The organism is Streptomyces sp. NPDC127595, assembly GCF_042671685.1.
In the GTDB taxonomy this organism is placed as follows: domain Bacteria; phylum Actinomycetota; class Actinomycetes; order Streptomycetales; family Streptomycetaceae; genus Streptomyces.
The window spans coordinates 540,311-557,655 of record NZ_JBHXWK010000003.1 but is presented as its reverse complement, the minus strand read 5'-3'; the positions used below and the strand labels follow the sequence as shown (position 1 = coordinate 557,655).

Here is a 17,345-nt window from a genome sequence, read left to right as displayed (position 1 = left end):
CCGGCACGGCGAGAGCCGTTTCACAGGTCGCGATAAGATTCCAGCCTTTGGGGTGGGCTGGAAAGCAGCGGGGGATTTGCACGAATGCGCATCACGTTTCTGATCCACAACGGCTACGGCGTCGGCGGGACCATTCGCACCACGTGCAATCTCTCGGCCGCGCTCGCCGAGTTGGGGCACGACGTGGAGGTGGTGTCGGTGTTCCGGCACCTCACAGCCCCCCGCTTCGCCTACGACAAACGCGTGCGCCTCCGGCACCTCGTCGACTCCGACAAGAAGAGTTCCGGATACGAAGGCGAAGATCCCGAATTCGCCCTCCCTTCCGCCGACTTCCCGCGCGGCGATCACCGGTACCGCGAGTACAACGCCCGGACCGACCGGCGAATCGCCGAATTCCTGGCCGCCCTGGACACCGACGTCATCGTCGGCACCCGCCCCGGACTCAACGTGCAGATCGCCCGCCAGGCCCCGGCCGGCGTCGTCAGAGTCGGCCAGGAACACCTGTCCCTCGAAGCCCACTCGCAGCGGCTCGACCTCACGCTGCGCCGCGCCTACCGCCGGCTCGACGCGCTCACCACCACCACGCGCGCCGACGCGGAGGCGTACCGCCGGCAGATGTGGCTGCCGGGCGTCCGGGTGTCCGCCCTCCCCAACAGCGTGCCCGATCCGGGCATCGCCCCCTCCGACTGCTCCGCCCACCAGATCATCGCGGTCGGCCGGACCGCGCCGGTGAAGCGCTACCCGGACCTGATCAGGGCCTTCGCCCAGGTCGCGGACCGGCGCCCCGACTGGGAACTGCGGATCTGCGGCGTCGGACCTCAGACGGGCGAACTCAAGTCACTGGTGGGCGAGTTGGGGCTCGCGGACAGAATCACCTTCCTGGGCAACGTCACCCCCGTCGAGCCCGTGATGGCCAAGGCGTCGATCCTGGTGATGTCCTCGCGGATGGAGTCCTTCGGGATGTCCCTCGTCGAGGCCATGCGGGTCGGCCTGCCCGTGGTGAGCACCGACTGCCCGCACGGCCCCCGCGAGATCATCACCCACGGCGTGGACGGCCTGCTGGTGCCGCCGGGCGACATCGACGCGCTGGCCGGGGCACTCCTGGAGCTGATCGACGACGAGCCCCGGCGCCGACGCATGGGGCAGGCGGGGCTGCTGAAAGGCGCACGGTACGACCCCGAGCCGATCGCCGACCGGTGCGCGGCCCTCTTCCAGGAACTCCTGGACGCACGCGGCACCGGCACCACCGCCCCTCCGCAGCCTGCCACCGTCTTCCTGCGCGCGACCGCACACACCGCAGCCGACCTCATGGGCCTGACCGCCGCCAAGGCACGCCGAGTGCCAGGCGCCCTGAAGCGACGGCTGCGCGCCCGCCTGGGAAGGCCGGCCAAGGCTCAGTAGACCGGGCCGGCCCCTTCAAGAACCGCGTTGGTGACTCACAGGATCGCTCTCACCGGCGTGCGATAGGTTCCCCGCCATGACCGACCCCCGGCCCCTCGCCTGGCCACCCGCCCCGATCAGGACCGAGCGGCTCGTACTCCGCGAGTCCGAGGCCCGGGACCGCGCGGCGGTCATCGAGCTGTTCACCTCGCCGGAGGTGAACGTCTACCTCGGTGGCCCTCGACCGCGTGATGAGCTCGAACGGACGGTGCCCGAGATACCCGGACGGCGCCCCGGCTTCTTCGTGGTCGAGCTCGACGGAGCGACGATCGGCACGATCCAGCTCGACCCGCACGCCCCCGAGCCTCCGGGCAACCACCGTCTGAAGGCCGGGGAGACCGAGCTCGGCTACCTGTTCCTGCCACCGGCATGGGGACGCGGATACGCCACCGAGGCATGCACAGCGGCACTCGACTGGTTCGCCGACGCTCTTCCCGGTGGGCCCGTGGTGCTCTACACCCAGACCGCCAACACCCCCTCGATACGCCTGGCGGCGAAGCTCGGGTTCACCGAACTGGAGCGGTTCGAGGCGTACGACGCCGAGCAGTGGTTCGGCGTACGGTCACCGACCACACAGCCCGGTTGAGCCAAGTCGCGTCAGGCCACCCACTCCCGGGCAAGCCCTAGCCGATGGTCACCGTCTTCTCCACCGTGACCTGGTCGATGTCCGACGTCCGCACGGTGGCCTTCATGGTCCAGGTGCCGGCCAGCGGGAGGGTCAGGCCGTCGGTGGCCCAGTAGCCGCCCTTGTCCGTGAGCTGGGCGTCGATCGGTCCGACGTCCTGCTTCGGCAGGGTGAAGGTGAGGCGGAGTTCGGGGATGGTCGCGAGACCGCCGTCGGGACCGTAGACCACGGCCTGGACGGAGTTCTCGCCCACCCGGCCGGGCGCCAGATCGATCTGGACCTTGCCGCGCCCGCCGGGGGTGCCGACGTCGAAGGGGATCAGTGTCGTCGAGCCGGTGGGCTGGTCGGCGGCCACGGTCGCGGCCGCCGTCTCGGTGGCCGCCCGCCCCGGCTGGGTACCGGTCAGCACGGTGGTGATCACCAGCACGACGATCCCGACGGCGACCTCGGCGAACACGGACCGCCGCAGCGCCCGCCGGTACACATCGGACTCGCTCCCCGAGGTTTGTACGTCGTCGGACTCGCTCCCCGGGGTTTGTACGTCCTCGGACTCACTCCCCGAGGTTTGTACGTCCTCGGAGGAGACGTCGGCCCGTACGCCCTCGGAGCCACCCGGAGCCCCGACCACCTCCGGCACCCGCTCCACCACAGACACCGGCACCGGCACCGGCACCGGCTCCGGAACCGCCAGCCGCCCCGTCCAGCGCCGCGAATACCCCGCCCCCGCCAGCAGAAGCAGCACCGCGCACAGCTTGACGAGGAGGATGCGGCCGTACGACGTCGAGGTCAGGGCGTCCCAGGAGCCGAGGCCGCGCCAGGACTGGTAGACGCCGGTGACGGTGAGGACGGCGACCGAGGTGAGGGCGAGCCGGGAGAAGCGGGTGACGACGGCCGCGGGGACCGGTTCGGCCGGGCGGTGCAGCGCGACGAGCAGGGCGGTCAGACCGCCGAGCCAGACCGCCATGGCGAGCAGGTGCAGTACGGAGGAGACGATCGCCACCGGGACCTGGATTCCGGCGGACGCGTGCTCGGCGGCGGCCCAGGTGACCGCGAGGCCGAGGGCGAGCACCCCGCCCAGTGCCCACACGGCCCGCCCCCGCTCCCGTACTCGTACGGGATAGAAGGCCACCGCCCCCAGCAGCACCAGACGTGCCACCAGCGCCAGCCCGGGCCGGCTCGTCAGGGTGTCGCGAAGTACCGCCGGATCGAAGGCCGCCCCGAGTCCGCTGCCCCGCTCGTACGGGCCGCGCAGGAGCACCAGGGCGAGGGTGGAGACGAACAGGGTCCACCAGCCGCCCACCAGCAGCCGGCGCACACTGCCCGGGAACCCGCAGGCCAGCACGAAGACGGCGGCGCCGATGAGCACGGCGAGGCCGCCATAGGCGACGTAGCGGGTTATGTCGTAGAGGTTGCTCGCGAGGGTGTCCTCGGCGGAGGCGGTGGGCAGGACGGCGGCGGTCGCGGAGGCTTTGCCGATGGAGAAGGTGAAGGCGCCGGAGACCGGGTGGCTGTCCGCCGAGACGACCCGCCAGGCCACGGTGAAGGTGCCGGTGCCCATGTCGTCCGGCAGGGTCACCAGGGCGGTGTTGGAGCGGTCGCCCGCGTGCGTGGGCTTGCCGGTGTGGACGCGGGCGTTGTCCGGGGTGATCACGCGGAAGGAGTCGTCGAGCAGGCCGACGGACTCGGTGAACGTCAGCGTGATCTGGGTGGGGGCCTCCTTCACCACGCTGCCGTCCTGCGGATCGGTGCCCTTCAGCGCGGCGTGCGCGGACGCGCCGCCCACCCCGCCGAAGAGCACCAGGACCAGCACGGAACCCAGCAGCGCCAGTCCCCGGACGATGTGCCGTCGCGCTCGCTGTCCGCTCACGTACCGTCTCCGTATCCGCATGTCCTCGCCGCGACCCGCATGCCCCCGGTCCCGGATATGTACGGACGATAGCGGCGTCCTGCTCACCCCCGCGGCGCGGAACCCTCCACGCAGCTCCCTTCCGCGAAGCTCCCGTCCGCGAAGGCTCCCTCCGCGAAGTCGCTCTCATCGAAGTCGCTCTCCTCGAACGACCTCTCCGCGAAGGCCCTCTCCCGGGTGAGGAAGGCGAGCCGGGCGGGCTTCTCCGGCAGATGGACATCGGGCAGGTCGATCTCCGGCAGCACGATCTCCGGGCCCGGGACGAACCCCTGCCTGGTCATCCGGGAGATCGCCTTGGTGTTGCGCGCATCGGGCTCGGCCACAATCCGCTGCCGGTCGAGCCCGACCAGCACATACGTGGTGAACGCGGTCAGCAGCCCGGCCGACCAGCCGGGCCGCCCGCCGCCGGGTCCCGCGGGCCCGATCAGCAGGTGGATCCCGATGTCCCCGTCCTGGACGTCGTAGCACTCGCTGACCCGGTCCGCGGCGGGCTCGTAGGTCTGGAAGAGCGCGGCCGGTTCGCCGTCCTTGACCGCGAGGAAGGCGTGGTGGGTGTCGAGCGAGTCCAGATGGACGTAGATCTCAAGGACCTGCTCCTTGCTGAGCCCGTTCATGCCCCAGAACCGGGCCCGCTCCTCGCTCACCCAGCCATGGATGACGTCCAGGTCGGCGCGCGGTTTGACGGGCAGGATGCGGACGGTCCCGAAGCCGTCGACGACCTCCTCGTGGACGGCGTCACGGCGCTCGGCGTACGGCTCAGTCCGCATGATTCTCCTTGCTCAGTACATTCCAGTCGGTGGTCACCCGGACCAGATCTCCCTTGAGCCACAAGGGGAGTTGGTCACGGTGGTGGACGGCCCCCGGCACCCCGTCGGCCCCGAGCGGCACCACCCAGAGACTCTGGTCCCGGTCGGCGAGATCCCATACGTAACGGGCGGCCGGACCGCGCGCGCTCAGATCGGTGAGCCCCGGCACCGCCGAGGTGCAGAGCACACAGTCGTGGTCGCCGGAGAGCGCCGGTTCGTCGTACGACGGGCCCCCGGCCGCACGCCAGGGGGCGAGCCGGTGAGTCTCACCCCACGTACGCGGGGTCCAGTCGGCGGCCACTTCCTCGACCGCCGCACGCACCACCTCGGCGCGATCGATGCCGTACAACTCCTCGGCCCTCAGCAGGCTTTCGAGGGCGAAGGCGACGCGTGGGGTGAGGGCGAGCCAGGGAAGGAAGATCTCCGGGTACGAGGGCGGGTCGGCCAGCACGGCGAGCGCGGGGTGCGCCGCGAGCCGTCGTACGACCGCAGTGCGGACCGCCGCGAACGCCGCGGCGCCAACACTCCCTGCGTCCATGTGCCGGTCCCAGCCGAGGAGTTGCTCCCGTAGGTCGACGGCCGGCGGGCTCAACTCCACGCCGAGAGCGGCGAGATGGTCCAACAGGGCCCCGGCCGAGGCGAGATGGGTGTCCATGTGAATGGCGGCCATGTCACCGGCGGCCCATCTCGCCCGGGATCCGAGAAGTTCAGCGATCCGCTCGGCCCGATGCGGCGCGGCGAACTCCACACCGAACGGAGTGGCCGGCCCACGCTGATTGGCCATGACGGCGATCTCACCAACACTGCCATCGACACTGCCATCGCCACCGCCACCGCCACCGCCACCGGCACCGGCACCGGCACCGGCGCGAGGCATCTCCTCATGCCACCCCCGCCACTCCCGCCCCGGCTCCCACGCGTTCACGATCCGCGTCCGGTTGTCCGCACTCCGCACCGGAACCCGTCCCGCGACCCGGTGCAGCAGCCCGCCTTCCGTGTCGGCGGCCTGAACAACATTGACGGGCTCGGCCCAGAGGTCGAACGCCCGGTCCACATCGGCGACTTGACGGGCACGCAGCAGCGGAAGCAGCGCACTGAAACCGAGATCTTCGCTGACGCGGGGCGGATAGCGGAGGCTGATGGCCCCCTCCCCACCGGCGCCACCAGAACCACCAGAACCACCGATGATGACCGGCCCCCGATCCGTCTCCATCACCTCGACGTCGACGGCCGATCCCCCGGCCACCTCAACCCGCTCCACGTGCCGCGACACGGGCTGCCACTCGCCCCCGGGCCCAAGCGCCTCGACGGACGACGGACCACTCCGTCGCAACCGCTCCCGGTAGAGGTCCTGATAGTCGGCCATGGCGTTGGTGATCGCCCAGGCGACCTGGCCCGTGTGACCGAAGTGGGCGATGCCCGGGACGCCGGGGACGGCGAGGCCGACGACGTCGAACTCGGGGCAGGCAAGGTGGATCTGCTGGTAGACGCCGGGGTCCTCGATGAAGCGGTGCGGGTCGCCGCCGATGAGCGGGTGCCCGGTGACGGTCCGCGCGCCGCTCACCAGCCACCCGTTGCTGCCGGAGGTACCGGGCCCGTCGGTGGCGAAGAGCTCCACGGCCTCCGCGCCGAGCTGCCGCACGACCTCCTCGCGCCACAGCTTGGCGGGAAACCCGGCGAAGAGGATGTGCGCACCGAGCCAGACACCGAGCGGCGTCCACGGCTCCCAGCGCCCGGGAACGAGCCCGGTCTCCGCGAACTCACCCGCCCGCCGGCCACCCTCCACCAACCCCTCATTGACCCCGTCCACATACGACACGACCCAGGCGGCGGTCTCCGGGTCCCGTCTCTCCAGGGCGGCGAAACAGCGTCTGGCGGTGTCGTCGAGCCGGGCCTGCCGCGCGAACCGGTCCCAGCCGACGGCCCCGGCGCCGAGGAACCCGGCGGAGGTGCCCTGGAAGCGGTGCCGCTCGACCTCGAGCTGCCAGGCCCGGTCCACGGCGGTGACCCGGCCCTGGGCACGGGCGAGTTCGAGCGCGCTGTCGGCGCGCAGATGAGGGATTCCCCAGGCGTCACGGTAGATCTCGACGGTCACGGCCCATCCCCACTCTTATCAGGTTAGGCTAACCTAACCACCTTCGAGGAGAGATCGTACGTGAGGGGTGGAGAAGGCATGGGCCAGGGGCACGGCTGGGAGGGCGCGGTCCTCAAACTGTTCCGCGGCAAGGACTTCACGTTCACGGTGACGGGCGCGGAGGATGTCACCCCGTACTTCCGGCGCCTCCACCTCACCGACGGCGGGATGCTCGCGGCGACCGGCGTGCACCCCACCATGTGGGTACGCCTCTGGTTCAACAACGCGGGCAAGCCGCACCAGCGGGCGTACACACTGGTCGACCCGGCGCCGGCGACCGGCACCTTCAGCCTGGAGTTCGCCCTGCACGAGGGCTGCGCGAGCGACTGGGCGAGGTCGGCGAAGCCCGGCGACACCATCGACGCCACGGTCCAGGGCACCGCCTTCACGGAGCCGGCCCCTGCCCCCACCCACCTCTTCGCGATGGCGGACACGGCGTCGCTCCCGGCCCTCAACTCCCTGCTCGACGCGCTCCCTTCGACCCCGGCAACGATCTGGTTCGAATCGGACCACGACCCCGAAGCCCTCCCCCTCCGCCTGACCCCCACCCTCCACAACCTCCGCCCGCTCCCCCGCCGGGACAACGGCGCACACCTGCTCACCCAGGTAAGAACGGACCTCCCCGCGCTCCTCAAGGCGGCGCCCCCGAACCCGTACGTCTGGATCGCCTGCGACACGACCACCACCCGTTCCCTGACGTCCTACGTCCGCAAGGAGCTGGCGCTTCCCCGCCAGCGCGTGCACGCGCTGGGCTACTGGCGAGCGGCCTGACGCCACACCCGCCATCATCGATCCATGGACGTCACCCTCCACCTGGCCCAGCAGCCCGAAGCCGACGAACTCCTCGGCCGCAGCCCCCTGGCAGCCCTCGTCGGCATGCTCCTCGACCAGCAGGTCCCCATGGAATGGGCGTTCGCGGGCCCGTACACGATCGCCCAGCGCATGAACACGAACGACCTCGACGCCCACGAGATCGCCACGTACGACCCGGAGGCCTTCGCCGCCCTCCTCTCCACGAAACCGGCCGTACACCGCTACCCCGGCTCCATGGCCAAGCGCATCCAGCAGCTCTGCCAGTACCTCGTCGAGCACTACGCCGGGGACGCGAGCGCCGTCTGGAAGGACGTCACCACCGGCGACGAACTCCTCCAGCGCCTCAAGGAACTCCCCGGCTTCGGCCCCCAGAAGGCCCAGATCTTCCTGGCCCTCCTCGGCAAACAACTAGGCGTACACCCCAAGGGCTGGCGCGAGTCCGCAGGCCCTTACGGCGCCCCCAATTCCTTCCGCTCGGTAGCCGACATCACAGGCCCCGACTCCCTCACAAAGGTCCGAGCCCACAAACAGGAAATGAAGGCAGCGGCAAAGGCTGCCAAGGCAGCCGGCAAATAGCCCGAGGCCCCACGGCTGGCAGCCCTTGCAGCCCAGAAGACCACCGGGCTGGAGCCGAAAAGCATTGCGGCCGCCCCTCGCACCCGCAGCCGACCGACGACGGAAGGGGGCGTGCCGGTACGTCCACATGCCCGTCGCGTACGTCCGCGTCACCGGACCCGCACCCCACTGCCCGACGTCTGATCCGGCGGCGACGGGCGGGACGTACCGGCACGCGGCCCCCCCCCCCCCCCCCCCCCCCCCCCCCCCCCCCCCCCCCCCCCCCCCCCCCCCCCCCCCCCCCCCCCCCCCCCCCCCGCCGCGGGCGCCGCCCCGCCCCCCCCCGCCGCCCCACCCCTCGGCCGCCGCCGGGCGGGACGTACCGGCACGCCCCCGACCCACCCACCCGGACGCCACACGGCACACGCACCCGCACACGCACCCGCACCGGAGGCCGGCAGGCACACGCACCCGCACACGACGTCCTCCACTCGGTCCACCCCGGTGGCGACGCCCCCCAAACCGTCCCCAGCATGAGACATGACCGAGGAAAGAGACGCCCCCACCACCACCCTCGACGGCCCCCTGAGCCTCCTCACCCGCAGCGCCTGGCAAGCGGTCCTCGCCGCCGGAATCGCCGCGCTGGCGCTGGGCGTCATGGTGCTGGTCTGGCCGGGCGCCTCACTTTTCGCCGCAGGCATCCTCTTCGGCCTCTATCTCCTCTTCAGCGGCGTACTGCAACTGGCCGCCGCCTTCGGCACACACGCGGCGACATCCCTGCGGGTGATGGCGTTCATCAGCGGCGCACTCTCCATCCTGCTGGGCCTGTTCTGCTTCCGTGGCGCGATGCAGTCGATCCTGCTGCTGGCCCTGTGGATCGGCATCGGCTGGCTGTTCCGCGGCATCACCCAGACCCTCGCCGCCGCCTCCGACCCCGGCGTACCGGCCCGCGGCTGGCAGCTCTTCCTGGGGATCGTCAGCTTCTTCGCCGGCATCGTCCTGATCGTGTCGCCCTTCGAGTCGGTCGCTGTCCTCACCCTCGTGGGCGGCCTCTGGCTCCTCGCGGTGGGCATCACCGAGATCTTCACGGCGTTCCGGATCCGCAAACTGGCGCACCACGTCCCACGCGCCCTCTGACGACTCACAACTCACGACTCGCGCCTGACACCTGACCCTTGACCCTTAACGCCTGACGCCTGACGCCTGACACCTGACCCTTGACCCTTAACGCCTGACGCCTGACGCCTGACGCCTGACGCCTGACGCCTGACGCCTGACGCCTGACGCCTGACGCCTGACGCCACAAAGCGTCGTCGTCAACTCCGCACCCGCCCGTACGCCAAGAGGGCGGATCTCACACCCACCCGATGAACGACCGGCCCCCGACGGGGACATGACGTGACATGAAGCCAAGGGTGCTCGTCCTGCTGGTGGTCGCGATCCTCGCGACGACCCCGCACCCCGCCGCGCTCACGGCGCCCCTCGGCGCGATCACCACCGAGACCCCCGCAGGCCCGACCTCCCCCGGGGCCCCCGCAGCCCCCGCCGCGGACCCCGACGTACTCGACACAGCCCTGCGCCCACCCGCCCGCCAGGGCCACCGCCCCACCGCCCCTCTGCGTCCCGCACGCCACCCCAAGACGGCCCACCCGGAGCCGTCTCCCCACAGCGGAATCACGACGTACGACACGACCTGCGACCACCGGCCCAGCCCCACCCTGCACGCACTGCGCTGCGTGGTCCTGCGCTGCTGAGAGTCCCGGCCTCGCGACCCGTCACTCACTCACCAGCGAACGCAAGGACACCTCATGCCCAAGGACCCCTACGCGATCCTGCGCGCCCTGCTGCGCGCGGAGGCCGTACGCAACGCGCCGAAGCCGGAACCCCGTCCGCTCCCGGACGGACACCAGCAGAAGACACCCCCGAAGAAGCCCCAGACGAACTGACCAACAGGAAGGTGGCCGCCCCTCTCCCCGAAGGGGGCGGCCACCCCAGGTCCGTCGCACGGCACCCGCCAACAGCCCTACCGTTTCCGCCGAGCCGTCCCGAACAGCGACCGGGTGATCTCCCGCCCGATCTGCGTCCCCACCGACCGGGCAAGGGACTTGAACATCCCGCTGCCGACAACCTGCTCGACCACCGAGGTGTCCGCCTTGGGCGCCTTGGCCCGCCCCTTCTCGGGGGCCGACACGGCCTCAGGCGCCGACGCCTCACGCACAGCCTCCGCCCGCAGAGCCTCCGCCCGCGCGGCCTCCGCCGCCGTGAGCTTCTCGTACGCGGACTCACGGTCCACCGCCTGCGCGTAGCGCCCGTACAGCGGCGACCCCTTCACCGCCGCGTCGAGGGCGCCCGCGTCGACCGGCCCCATCAGGGACTCCGGTGCCCGCAGCCGCGTCACCGCGACCGGTGTCGGCGCGCCCTTCTCGCTGAGCACGGTGATCACGGCCTCGCCGGTGCCGAGGCCGGTGAGGACCTCCTCCAGGTCGTATGGCGAGTTCGGAAAGGTCTTCACCGTGGCCTTCAGCGCCTTCTGGTCGTCGGGCGTGAAAGCGCGCAGGGCGTGCTGGACGCGGTTGCCGAGCTGGCCGAGGACATCGGCGGGGACGTCCTTCGGGGTCTGGGTCACGAAGAAGACGCCGACCCCTTTCGAGCGAATGAGGCGGACGGTCTGCGTGATGGAGTCCAGGAAGGCCTTCGAGGCATCGTTGAAAAGCAGATGGGCCTCGTCGAAGAAGAAGACAAGCTTCGGCTTCTCCGCGTCACCGACCTCGGGAAGGTCGTGGAAAAGATCAGCAAGCAGCCACATCAGAAAGGTCGAGAAGAGCTGCGGCTTGTCCTGGACCTCGGGGAGCTCCAGCACGGACACGACACCGCGCCCGTCCTCCGCCACCCGCAGCAGCTCGCCGGTGTCGAACTCCGGCTCCCCGAAGAAGGGGCTCATGCCCTGCGCCTCGAAGGCGGTGAGGGAGCGCAGGATCACGCCCGCCGTCGCGGTCGAGAGCCCGCCGATCCCCTTCAGCTCCGCCTTGCCCTCGTCCGAGGTCAGGAAGGTGGCGACCGCGCGCAGATCCTTCAGATCGACCAGCTCCAGGCCCTTCTGGTCGGCGTAGTGGAAGATCAGGCCGAGCGACTGCTCCTGGGTCTGGTTGAGCTGGAGCACCTTGGAGAGCAGCACCGGTCCGAAGCTCGTGATCGTGGCCCGTACGGGGATGCCGTGCCCCATGCCGCCGAGGGCGTAGAACTCCGCAGGGAAACCGGTCGCGTTCCACTCCTGCCGCACATCGGCGGCGCGCCCCTGGACCTTGTCGTTCGGGGCTCCCGGCGCCGAGATCCCGGAGACGTCACCCTTGATGTCGGCGAGAAAGACGGGCACACCCTGCGCCGACAACTGCTCGGCGACCAGTTGGAGGGTCTTCGTCTTGCCGGTGCCGGTGGCACCGGCGACCAGTCCGTGCCGGTTCAGCATCGGTAGCGGAATGCGGATCTGTACGTCGGGCAGGCACCGCGCGTCCCAGAGCAGCGCGCCGAGATCGAGGGCGGGCCCCGAGAAGGCGTACCCGGCAGCGATCTCCAGGGTTTCCTTGGGGAGATCGGCAGCGCCACCCCTGGTCCCGGCAGGGCCGATCTCCAGGGCTTCCTTCGGGGGATCGGCGGCGGCACCACCCATGGTCCCGGCAGGGCCACCGTTCACCTCGGCAGAGTCACCACTCGCCCCGGGAGCAACACCCCCCGTCGCGGGAGCGCTCCCCGCCGTCTGAGCAGCGGCGGACGCGGGCGCGGTCCCAGCAGTGGCCGGAGGTACGGTCTCGCTGTCACTCATAACAGGCCCCTGTTTCCGCTTTGCCCTGATTTACGGCGTCTTTTCCAGCGTCGCACTCCGTCGCCGAGGCTGCGCCCGGAAGGTCTTGACCGGTAGGCTTTCCGTGTGATCTTCAAGCGCATCGGAAACGGCCGGCCGTACCCCGACCACGGCCGGGAAAGCACCCGGCAGTGGGCGGATGTCGCGCCGCGCCCGGTCCGCCTCGATCAGCTGGTGACGACCAAGGGCCAGCTCGACCTCGAAACGCTGCTCGCCGAGGACTCCACGTTCTACGGCGACCTCTTCGCGCACGTCGTGAAGTGGCAGGGCGATCTGTACCTGGAGGACGGCCTGCACCGCGCCGTCCGCGCGGCCCTCCAGCAGCGCCAGGTACTGCACGCACGCGTGCTGGAACTCGGCTGACCGACGCTGTTGACCCTTTTGGGTTGGACTGCGCGCGGGACAATGATCATCTAGTAGTTATCGTCGCCGCGGAGCACTACGCTGCGCCCATGAGCATGCTCACTCCCCCTGGCATGGGTGGCCAGTACCGGATCACGGGGGACAAGTACCCGCGGATGCGCCGACCCCGCGGGCGCCGCAGGCTCGCGTTCCTGGTCGTCGTCTCCGTCGCCGCGATAGGGCTGATCGGGTGGGGAACCCTGCAGCTCATCGACGTCTTCACGGGCGGCGGTGACAAGGCCGCGGCAGCGGGCCCCAAGGCGGACTGCGCGTCGAAGGCAAGCCCCTCGGCGACCGCCTCCGGCGCCTCCGCGACCTCCGCCGCCGCCAAGACACTGCCCAAGCCGGCCCAGATCACCGTGAACGTCTTCAACGCGACGCCCCGCAGCGGGCTCGCCAAGGAGACCGCGGACGAGCTGAAGAAACGTGGCTTCCGGATCGGCGACGTCGGCAATGCGCCGGACGCGTACGACAAGAAGGTCGAGGGCGCGGGGATACTGCTCGGCGCGAAGGGGGCGGCCCAGGCCGCGCTGCCCGTGCTGAACACCCAGCTCTCCGGCGCCCAGCTGAAGACCGACGGTCGCGCGAAGGCCGATCAGGTCGACCTGATCATCGGCACCGCCTTCAAGAACCTGACAGCGAAGGAGGACGCCGACAAGGCGCTGGCCGTCCTGGCCCAGCCCCTGCCGACGCCCTCCACCACGAAGAACAGCTGCTGAAGTCCGTACGTACGTACTTCCGTGATTACTCGGCAGCCCCGTACATCCGGTCGCCCGCGTCCCCGAGGCCCGGCACGATGTAGCCGTGCTCGTTGAGCCGCTCGTCGACCGACGCGGTCACGACCGTCACCGGCGCGCCCGCCAGCTCGCGCTCCATGAACTCGACGCCCTCGGGGGCGGCCAGGAGCACCACGGCGGTGACGTCGTCGGCGCCGCGCTTGATCAGCTCGTGGATCGCCGCGACGAGGGTGCCGCCGGTGGCCAGCATCGGGTCGAGGACGTACACCTGGCGCCCGGAGAGGTCGTCCGGCATGCGGGTCGCGTACGTGGACGCCTGGAGCGTCTCCTCGTCGCGCACCATGCCCAGGAAGCCCACCTCGGCGGTCGGCAGCAGCCGCACCATGCCGTCGAGCATGCCGAGGCCCGCCCGCAGGATCGGCACGACGAGGGGGCGCGGGTAGGAGAGCTTGACGCCGGTGGTCGGGGAGACCGGGGTCACGATGTCGACCTGCTCCGTGCGCACGTCCCGCGTGGCCTCGTAGGCGAGCAGGGTGACCAGCTCGTCGGCGAGCCGCCGGAAGGTCGCGGAGTCGGTGCGCTGGTCGCGCAGAGTGGTGAGCTTATGGGCGACCAGAGGGTGGTCGACGACGTGGAGACGCATGTCCACAACAGTAGCCGGGCCCCGGGCGCCCGCCACTGCCCCACCGGATACGGTCCCGCCCTCCCCTTGACCCGTCCGCTGGCATCAAACCGCCCATCAGGGGGAAAGTGGGAGGGACGGACCATGGGGTGGTGAGCCTGTGCGAGACCGGGACGAGGAGTTCCCCGAGCGGCTGGAGACGGACGCCGAGCGCCGCAGACGCCGCGCCCAGTTCCTCCGCGACCTGGCCGAGGCGCGCGAACTGCGCGACCGCGTCCAGCCCCGCCGCGCCAAGACCGCACGGATGCGCCACGCCATGCGTATGCGCACGTTCCGCTGGTGATCACGCGGCTGTGCCGTTAGCCGCCCGCGCCGCGCGGACAGCGTCCGCCGAGAGCCCCGCGAGGTGCTTGCGCGCCTCTCACCGGCAGCCGCACCATGTGCTTGAGCGCCCTTCACCGGCAAGCACGCCGTGCGGGTGCGCGACATCCGCCGGCGACCCGTCCGCGCGCCGCCCACGCCGTGAGGGCGGGGAGGTGCGTACGTGGTGCCGACGGCCGCGTACGATCCGCTGTTAGCGATCAAAAGAGGCAGACACAGCAGGCCGAAGACGTCCCCTGAGGCCTCCGTTTCTGCCACGATTCCGAGTGGGTGGGACTCGGAGAAACGCGCCCCGCCCACATCCTCCGCCGGGGGGACCCCCAACCGGCACGCCTATGACAGTGGGAGAGTCACGGTGTACTTCGCCGCACTGCTCGCGCGCACCGAAGACGGGTGGGAAGCGAGCGACACAGAGCTGGACGATGTGGAGACCCTGTCGGATCTGACCGATCTGGCCCGTGAAGCCTCGGAGGAGGCCGACACGGTACTCGTACTCATCGAGCAGGAGGACGCCTGGTTCGGCGTTCTCCGCCTGGACGGCGAGGAGGACCCTCGTATCTACGTCTCGGACGCCGCCGCGGCTGCCCGCAGCTCGTACGGCGAGATCCTGCTCACGGACGAACTGCTCGGAAGGGAGCCCGGCGACGACGATGTCGCCGACCTCGACTCCCTGGACCTGGACGGCACGGAAGACGGTGAGCCCGACAACGAAAACGACTCTGACGAAGAGGACGAGGAAACCGGTGCTTCCGGCGAGACCGTGTCGCACAGCCCCGTAGGGGACCGCGACATCCTCGCCGATCTCGGTGTCAGCGAGAAGGAACTGCTCGCCCTGGACGAAGGCGACGCGCTCAGCACGATCGCCGACTCGCTGGGAGCGGCGGAGGTTCTGGAGACCGTCCGTTAGGTTCCTCGGCTAGGTTCCCCTGGTGAGCACTGCCAAGGAGACCCCTCAACCCGATCCGGTACGCGACCGCTGGCGGGCCGCGATGCGGCTCGCCCTGGACGAGGCCCAGCTCGCCGTCCGGGGCGGGGATGTTCCCGTCGGCGCCGTCGTGCTGTCCACGGACGGTACGACGGTGCTCGCGACCGGGCACAACGAGCGCGAGGCGACCGGCGATCCGACGGCGCACGCCGAGGTCCTCGCGCTCCGCAGGGCCGCCGCCAAGCTCGGCGAATGGCGGCTGTCCGGCTGCACACTCGTCGTCACCCTGGAGCCCTGCGTCATGTGTGCGGGCGCGCTCGTACAGTCCCGGGTGGACCGGGTCGTCTACGGCGCCCGCGACGAGAAGGCCGGCGCGGCCGGCTCCCTCTGGGACCTCGTACGCGACCGCCGGCTCAACCACCGCCCCGAGGTGATCGAGGGCGTCCTCGCCGACGAGTGCGCCCACACACTCACCGACTTCTTCCGCGACCGCTGACCCTGCCCTGACCCCGCCGGACGAGTCCGCGATCCCTCCCCCCGTACGTCCTCCGATACGTCCCCGCTGAGTCCCCAGGAGTACCGGAAACGGATTTCGGAGCACGCCCCACCTTGGGGTAAGGTCTCTCTCGGTAGCGTGTCCGAGCGGCCGAAGGAGCTCGCCTCGAAAGCGAGTGTGGCGCAAGTCACCGAGGGTTCAAATCCCTCCGCTACCGCAGGTAGACGAAGGGCCCGGTCCAATGGACCGGGCCCTTCGTGCATCTCCGTCTCACTTCCCGTCTCAGTTGGCCCGGCCAGTCGCTGCTCAACCGGGCGCACAAGACATTGCCGCCGTTCCGGGCGGAGCTGTCGGTGGGATACGTGAGACTGTCCACGTGTTTACGATCGGTCTTCTCGTCGCGGTTTCCCCGTGGTTGGTCTTGGCTGGGATGCTTCTGCTCCTCATTCCTGGACCGGTTCAGCGCTGGTGGTCGGCTTCCTTGGAGCGCTTCGAGCGACTGCGCGCCAACTCGGGGGTGCGTCGGGCTGCTCCGCTTCTGACGCAGATACTGCTGCTGCCGCCTCGAATACAAGATCGGGTCGGCGGCCACGGATTGGCCCCTCAGTATGTTGTGCGGTGGTGGCGCGCTCGGCCCCTGGCCGCGCCAATCAAGACGCTCCGGTTTTGCTTACTGCTATTCATCTTGGTGCACGTTGATGACATGGCCGACTGGGAGCATCTGCGGTTGAGCGCTGATCCGGGACCGCAGCCTGGCGTGGTGCAGGCGCTGCTCAGCAGCATCGTGGCTGTGCCGATGGCGGTGCGTCTCTGGGACTTTTCTGCGATCAACAAGGTAACGGCACTTCTTTTCTGGGCCCTGATTTTGATCGTTGAAGTGCAGATCATCAAACGCATGAACCTGAGCAGTTCTGGCCACGGCGCGTCTTATGCCGCCTATGACCTGGAGAGCCTCGACGGGTACCCGGTCAAGGAGAGTGCGCGAACGGAGGACCGGCGCTCCTGGCCTGTCGTCGCACTGTTGACGGTCGCAGCTCAGTGCGCCACGGTTCTCCGTCGCTGGGAGGAAACCCAGCCGGACTGCCAGATCCCGCGAGTTTCCATGCAACCGATTGAGCGCGCCATCTGGAGGGCCCATCGCACCCGCCGCGCCAGAGCCAGGCGGCACAATGAGAGGCAGTTCAAGGCACATGCCGCACTGGTGGTGGGCGCGCTACGAAGGGCCGAAGCACGGCAGGACTCCGAGCCAGGCCGCGCTCTTGAAGACCTCATCGTGATGTTGCTGACGATCGCCGAACGCTACGCCGAGGGCCGCGTCGACGACCTTCTCGACGCGGATCAATTGGCCGGTGTGGCTCCGGTCGCGCCGAGGGAGCGATTGCGGGTTGTCGTGGTGGGCGGCGTGGTCGTGCTGATCATGGCTGGTGCGGCCGTCATTGGATTGCCTGATGCTGCACTCGTCCCTTTGCTACCGGTAGTGGTGCTGTTCGTTGCGGTCGTCTTCAACCGCGGTCGGATACCAACTGCGGGGCAGCTCACCGATTTACTCATCCCTCGGTGAGGCCGGAGGACCCCCTAAAGCCCTACCCGCCTCACCACATAGGACAGCGTCTTAAGCGGATGGGGGCAGGTTTCCAAACCTGC

At 70.1% G+C, this 17,345-nt stretch carries 17 protein-coding genes, 1 tRNA gene and 1 pseudogene; 14 read left to right on the top strand and 5 right to left on the bottom strand.

The window, feature by feature from the left end:
• Positions 1-84: 84 nt before the first annotated feature.
• Both ACFVKT_RS13560 and ACFVKT_RS13555 read left to right on the top strand, forming a co-directional pair.
• Positions 85-1,401 carry a glycosyltransferase family 4 protein gene (locus ACFVKT_RS13560; RefSeq protein ID WP_385730829.1) on the top strand — a complete coding sequence of 439 codons (1,317 nt, stop codon included), beginning with the start codon at positions 85-87 and terminating at the stop codon, positions 1,399-1,401.
• 76 nt (positions 1,402-1,477) lie between these two features.
• Positions 1,478-2,026: a GNAT family N-acetyltransferase gene (locus ACFVKT_RS13555; protein ID WP_385730828.1), complete on the top strand. Its 549-nt coding sequence runs from the start codon at positions 1,478-1,480 to the stop codon at positions 2,024-2,026.
• A gap of 37 nt (positions 2,027-2,063) precedes the next feature.
• Here ACFVKT_RS13555 and ACFVKT_RS13550 read toward each other — a convergent pair whose 3' ends face one another.
• From ACFVKT_RS13550 to ACFVKT_RS13540, 3 genes and pseudogenes are all read right to left on the bottom strand, one after another.
• Entirely contained in the window at positions 2,064-3,953 is a 1,890-nt protein-coding gene (locus ACFVKT_RS13550) for a copper resistance CopC/CopD family protein (RefSeq protein ID WP_385730826.1), read from the bottom strand.
• Positions 3,954-4,132: 179 nt separating this feature from the next.
• A pseudogene (locus ACFVKT_RS13545) lies at positions 4,133-4,738 on the bottom strand (GNAT family N-acetyltransferase); the annotation flags it as partial.
• A complete protein-coding gene (locus tag ACFVKT_RS13540) occupies positions 4,728-6,872 on the bottom strand; it encodes a penicillin acylase family protein (RefSeq protein ID WP_385730824.1) in 2,145 nt (714 codons plus the stop codon). The gene ACFVKT_RS13540 and the pseudogene ACFVKT_RS13545, both read right to left, overlap by 11 nt.
• Positions 6,873-6,950: 78 nt before the next feature.
• On the opposite strand from ACFVKT_RS13540, the gene ACFVKT_RS13535 reads away from it, so the two are divergent.
• From ACFVKT_RS13535 to ACFVKT_RS13515, 5 genes are all read left to right on the top strand, one after another.
• The gene (locus ACFVKT_RS13535) at positions 6,951-7,682 is read left to right on the top strand and encodes a siderophore-interacting protein (protein ID WP_385731099.1); all 732 of its coding nucleotides are present in this window, start codon (positions 6,951-6,953) and stop codon (positions 7,680-7,682) included.
• A gap of 24 nt (positions 7,683-7,706) precedes the next feature.
• On the top strand, positions 7,707-8,300 hold the full coding sequence (locus tag ACFVKT_RS13530; RefSeq protein ID WP_385730822.1) for an HhH-GPD-type base excision DNA repair protein: 594 nt from the start codon (positions 7,707-7,709) through the stop codon (positions 8,298-8,300).
• A 519-nt stretch (positions 8,301-8,819) separates the two neighbouring features.
• Complete coding sequence (locus ACFVKT_RS13525) at positions 8,820-9,416, top strand: HdeD family acid-resistance protein (RefSeq protein WP_385730820.1); 597 nt, start codon at positions 8,820-8,822, stop codon at positions 9,414-9,416.
• Positions 9,417-9,682: 266 nt separating this feature from the next.
• Positions 9,683-10,033, top strand: a complete 351-nt coding sequence (locus tag ACFVKT_RS13520; RefSeq protein ID WP_385730818.1) for a hypothetical protein — start codon at positions 9,683-9,685, stop codon at positions 10,031-10,033.
• A gap of 54 nt (positions 10,034-10,087) precedes the next feature.
• Positions 10,088-10,225, top strand: a complete 138-nt coding sequence (locus ACFVKT_RS13515) for a hypothetical protein (RefSeq protein ID WP_385730816.1) — start codon at positions 10,088-10,090, stop codon at positions 10,223-10,225.
• Between the two features lie 77 nt (positions 10,226-10,302).
• Here the strand turns inward: ACFVKT_RS13515 and ACFVKT_RS13510 are convergent, their stop codons facing one another.
• Positions 10,303-11,946, bottom strand: coding sequence for a helicase HerA-like domain-containing protein (locus ACFVKT_RS13510; protein WP_385731097.1), 1,644 nt, complete (start codon positions 11,944-11,946; stop codon positions 10,303-10,305).
• A gap of 258 nt (positions 11,947-12,204) precedes the next feature.
• Between ACFVKT_RS13510 and ACFVKT_RS13505 the strand changes: the two genes are divergently transcribed.
• Together ACFVKT_RS13505 and ACFVKT_RS13500 are read left to right on the top strand one after the other, a co-directional pair.
• A complete protein-coding gene (locus ACFVKT_RS13505) occupies positions 12,205-12,501 on the top strand; it encodes a type II toxin-antitoxin system VapB family antitoxin (RefSeq protein WP_003955420.1) in 297 nt (98 codons plus the stop codon).
• 113 nt (positions 12,502-12,614) lie between these two features.
• Positions 12,615-13,259 (top strand): LytR C-terminal domain-containing protein, encoded by a 645-nt coding sequence (locus ACFVKT_RS13500; protein ID WP_385731095.1) that lies wholly within the window; start codon positions 12,615-12,617, stop codon positions 13,257-13,259.
• A 25-nt stretch (positions 13,260-13,284) separates the two neighbouring features.
• Here the strand turns inward: ACFVKT_RS13500 and upp are convergent, their stop codons facing one another.
• On the bottom strand, positions 13,285-13,920 hold the full coding sequence (gene upp, locus ACFVKT_RS13495) for a uracil phosphoribosyltransferase (RefSeq protein WP_365440542.1): 636 nt from the start codon (positions 13,918-13,920) through the stop codon (positions 13,285-13,287).
• A 139-nt stretch (positions 13,921-14,059) separates the two neighbouring features.
• On the opposite strand from upp, the gene ACFVKT_RS13490 reads away from it, so the two are divergent.
• The 5 genes from ACFVKT_RS13490 (at position 14,060) to ACFVKT_RS13470 (ending at position 17,262) form a co-directional block, all read left to right on the top strand.
• A complete protein-coding gene (locus tag ACFVKT_RS13490) occupies positions 14,060-14,242 on the top strand; it encodes a hypothetical protein (protein WP_385730814.1) in 183 nt (60 codons plus the stop codon).
• A gap of 393 nt (positions 14,243-14,635) precedes the next feature.
• Positions 14,636-15,187, top strand: a complete 552-nt coding sequence (locus tag ACFVKT_RS13485) for a hypothetical protein (protein ID WP_384381054.1) — start codon at positions 14,636-14,638, stop codon at positions 15,185-15,187.
• An 82-nt stretch (positions 15,188-15,269) separates the two neighbouring features.
• Positions 15,270-15,701 (top strand): tRNA adenosine(34) deaminase TadA, encoded by a 432-nt coding sequence (gene tadA / locus ACFVKT_RS13480; protein WP_385731093.1) that lies wholly within the window; start codon positions 15,270-15,272, stop codon positions 15,699-15,701.
• Positions 15,702-15,833: 132 nt separating this feature from the next.
• Positions 15,834-15,918 (top strand) — tRNA-Ser (locus ACFVKT_RS13475).
• Positions 15,919-16,404: 486 nt separating this feature from the next.
• Entirely contained in the window at positions 16,405-17,262 is an 858-nt protein-coding gene (locus tag ACFVKT_RS13470; protein WP_385730812.1) for a hypothetical protein, read from the top strand.
• Positions 17,263-17,345: the final 83 nt, after the last annotated feature.